This window comes from Nocardia tenerifensis NBRC 101015, assembly GCF_000308715.1.
GTDB classification, from domain to species: Bacteria; Actinomycetota; Actinomycetes; order Mycobacteriales; family Mycobacteriaceae; genus Nocardia; species Nocardia tenerifensis.
In genome coordinates, this window is sequence record NZ_BAGH01000216.1 from 1 (window position 1) to 3,739 (window position 3,739).

The 3,739-nt window shown below is 69.2% G+C and carries 3 protein-coding genes; 1 reads left to right on the forward strand and 2 read right to left on the reverse strand.

Annotation, left to right across the window (positions count from 1 at the left end; translation table 11 throughout):
- The coding region (locus ON39_RS18080; protein WP_040735578.1) for a helix-turn-helix transcriptional regulator at positions 1 to 516 on the forward strand (516 nt) is incomplete at its 5' end.
- Between the two features lie 98 nt (positions 517 to 614).
- On the opposite strand, the gene ON39_RS18085 is transcribed toward ON39_RS18080, so the two are convergent.
- Together ON39_RS18085 and cobN are read right to left on the reverse strand one after the other, a co-directional pair.
- Entirely contained in the window at positions 615 to 1,142 is a 528-nt protein-coding gene (locus ON39_RS18085; protein WP_040735580.1) for a DUF8020 domain-containing protein, read from the reverse strand.
- 175 nt (positions 1,143 to 1,317) lie between these two features.
- A partial coding sequence (gene cobN / locus ON39_RS18090; protein ID WP_040735582.1) for a cobaltochelatase subunit CobN occupies positions 1,318 to 3,739 on the reverse strand: 2,422 nt, incomplete at its 5' end.

The following is a 3,739-nucleotide window of genomic DNA, read 5'->3' on the forward strand; positions in this document are numbered from 1 at the left end:
GCCATCCGCGCGGGCGAGCGACTGCGCTTCGACTACGAAGCGCACGCGGGCGCGCCGTCGCGCCGCGAGGTCGAGCCGCACCGGCTGGTGCACTGGCGCGGGCGATGGTATCTGTTCGCATGGGACCCGGACCGCGACGACTGGCGCACCTTCCGCGTCGACCGAATCGTGCCGAAAACGCCGAACGGGGCGCGGTTTTCGCCGCGCCCGGTGTCGGAGGCCGACATCGCCGAGCGGGTTCGGCGCGGGGTGGGCGCGGCGACCTGGCGGTATCGGGCGACCGTGCGCATGGCCGCGCCCGCCGCCGAGATGCGAGCGAAGCTGCCGCCCGCGGTGGCGGTCGAGCCGGACGGGCCGGATCACTGTGTGGTGCAGGTGGGTTCGGATTCGCCGCGGCTGCTCGCGTTCTACCTCGGCTCCGCCGACGTCGATTTCGAAGTCCTCGACGGTCCGGAGCTCGCCGAGCACCTGCTGGCGATCGCCGAGCGATTCCGCCGGGCGGCCGATTCCGAATGAATGGTGGGCGCAACGGAATTCGCCGAATAAACGAAAACCGGCCGGGCCGGGCGTAATACGCCGGTCCGGCCGGATGCGCGGCTGTTCGCTATTCGGCGTCAGGGCTGGTTGGCACCCGCGATGCCGCCGATGATTCCACCGATGATGCAGCCGGGGACGGCCCCGACAATGGCGAAGATCAATCCGATCAAGAACCCGATCGCACAACCGATCAAGACGCCGGCCACGGTGGTGCCCGCGTCACCGATGAACTGTGGCGCACCGAGTTCCGGGGCCGCGGCCCCGACCGGCTGCAGCGTCAGCGTGGTCGCGTCGGCGTCGACCGCCGGCGCGACCCGCACCTGCTGGCCCGCCACCGACTGGATCGTCGCCGGCACGGTGGCGACGAGCGATCCGTCCGGCGCGAGCACGGAGATGCCCTGATCGGGCGTCAGCACGAACTTGCCCGCGGCCAGGGTGACCGTCGCGCTCGAGCGGTCGGGCGCGACGGCGGCCGTGTAGGCGACGCCGTGATCGACCCCGGTGAACGCGTCGGCAACCTGCGCCTCGCCGTGCGCGGTGGCGGCGGCGATACCCGTCGCGGCAATGGTCAGCGCCGCGGTCGCTACGAACTTCCTGATATTCATAAGGCCTTCCAATCAGCTAGCCGATTCGATTGGCGTTTCCCCGGAAACGGCCATGGAACACCATCGATCATGCTCTCCTGACAACAGCGTTGTCGAGAGTGCTGAGATATTGAATTGCCTTGCAAGATCACACAATTCGGAAAATCCCCCAACAATTGGGGGGTTGATTTCCCGGCTATTCCAATTCCCCTTCGGTCTCCAAGTAGATCTGACGCAAGCGCTCCAACGTTTCTCGCTCGGGCCGCTCCCACAGGTCGCGCTCGGCCGCCTCCAGCAGCCGCTCGGCAATGCCGTGCAGCGCCCACGGGTTCGACTGCTCCATGAACTTTCGGTTCACGTCATCGAAAACGTAGCTCTCCGCGAGCTTCTCGTACATCCAGTCGGCCACGACGTTGGTGGTGGCGTCGTAGCCGAACAGGTAGTCGACCGTCGCCGCCATCTCGAACGCGCCCTTGTAGCCGTGCCTGCGCATGGCCTCCAGCCAGCGCGGATTCACCACGCGGGCACGGAACACCCGGGAGGTCTCCTCGGAGAGCGTGCGGGTGCGCACCGCGTCGGGGCGGGTGCTGTCGCCGATATAGGCCTCGGGGTTCTTGCCGGTGAGCGCGCGCACGGTGGCGACCATGCCGCCGTGGAACTGGAAGTAGTCGTCGGAGTCGGCGATGTCGTGCTCGCGGGTATCGGTGTTCTTGGCCGCCACCGTGATTCGACGGTAGGCGGTGCGCATGTCGTCGGCGGCGGGCGCGCCGTCGAGATCGCGGCCGTAGGCGTAGCCGCCCCAGGTGGTGTACACCTGCGCGAGGTCGTCGTCGGTGCGCCAGCTCTTCGAGTCGATCAGCTGGAGCAAGCCCGCGCCGTAGGTGCCCGGCTTGGAGCCGAAGATGCGGGTGGTGGCGCGGCGGGCGTCGCCGTGCTCGGCCAGATCGGCCTGGGCATGCGCGCGAACATAATTCGACTCGGCGGGCTCGTCGAGCTCGGCGACCATGCGGACCGCGTCGTCGAGCAGGGCGAGCACGTGCGGGAACGCGTCGCGGAAGAAGCCGCTGATGCGCACCGTGACATCGATACGGGGACGCGACAATTCGTCGAGCGCGATCACCTCGAGCGTGGTGACCCGCCTGCTCGCCTCGTCCCACACCGGCCGGACGCCCAGCAGCGCAAGCACTTCGGCGATATCGTCGCCGGAGGTGCGCATCGCCGAGGTGCCCCACACCGACAGACCCACCGAGCGCGGGTACTCGCCGTGGTCGGCCAGATAACGGGCGAGCAGTGAATCCGCCATGGCCTGACCGGTTTCCCACGCCAGCCGGGACGGGACCGCCTTCGGATCGACGGAGTAGAAGTTGCGGCCGGTCGGCAGGACATTGATCAGTCCGCGCAGAGGAGAGCCGCTCGGGCCGGCGGGGATGAAGCCGCCGTTGAGGGCGTGCAGGACGCGGTCGATCTCGACGCCGGTCTGGCGCAGGCGGGGGACGACTTGGGTTGCGGCGAAACGGAGGACGGCGCGGACCGCGGACAGGTCGGCGTGGGTAGCCGGGGTCGAGGCCTTGGCGTCGGTCGCGTCGCCGGTCGCCGCGAGCGAGTCCGCGAACTCGTCGACCAGCCGATCCACCGCGTCGGCGGACCAGTCGGCGGCCTGCAGCGCGGCGACCAGACCGCGGGCCCGCTCCTCCACCACGTCGACCCGGCCGCGCGCCTCCGCGCCGGATTCGTCCAGCCCCAAGGCTTCTCGCAGGCCCGGCACGTTGCGCTCGCCGCCCCACAGCTGCCTGGCGCGCAGCATGGCGAGCACCAGGTCGACCTCGCTCTCCCCCGCCGGCGCCTGGCCGAGGATGTGCAGGCCGTCGCGGATCTGCACGTCCTTGATCTCGCACAGCCAGCCGTCGACGTGCAGCAGCATGTCGTCGAAGACGTCCTCGTCCGGGCGCTCGGCCAGGCCGAGGTCGTGGTCCATCTTGGCCGCCCGCATGAGGGTCCAGATCTGCTGGCGGATGGCGGGCAGCTTGGCCGGGTCGAGGGTGGAGATATTGGCGTGCTCGTCGAGCAGCTGCTCCAAACGTGAGATGTCGCCGTAGCTTTCGGCGCGGGCCATCGGCGGGATGAGATGGTCGACCAGGGTCGCGTGGGCGCGACGCTTGGCCTGGGTGCCCTCACCCGGGTCGTTGACGAGGAACGGGTAGATCAGCGGCAGGTCGCCGAGGGCGGCATCGGTGCCGCAGGACGCGGACATGCCGAGCGTCTTGCCCGGCAGCCACTCCAGGTTGCCGTGCTTGCCCAGGTGCACCATCGCATCTGCGGCGAAACCCTCTGGGGCGCTGAGCCATCGGTAGGCGGCCAAGTAGTGGTGACTCGGCGGCAGGTCCGGATCGTGATAGATCGCGACGGGGTTTTCCCCGAATCCCCTGGGCGGCTGCACCATCAGCACGACATTGCCGAAACGCAGAGCGGCGATGACGATCTCACCGTCGGGATCGGCCGACCGGTCGACGTACAGCTCGCCCGGCGGCGGCCCCCACGCCTCGACGATGGCTTCGCGCAGATCCTCGGGCAGGGTGTCGAACCACGCCGTGTAGGCCGCCGCGCCGATCCGAATCGGG

Bases quoted from the DNA above. Each gene is read 5' to 3' on its own strand.
- ON39_RS18085 (WP_040735580.1), bottom strand. From the start codon at position 1,142: ATGAATATCAGGAAGTTCGTAGCGACCGCGGCGCTGACCATTGCCGCG.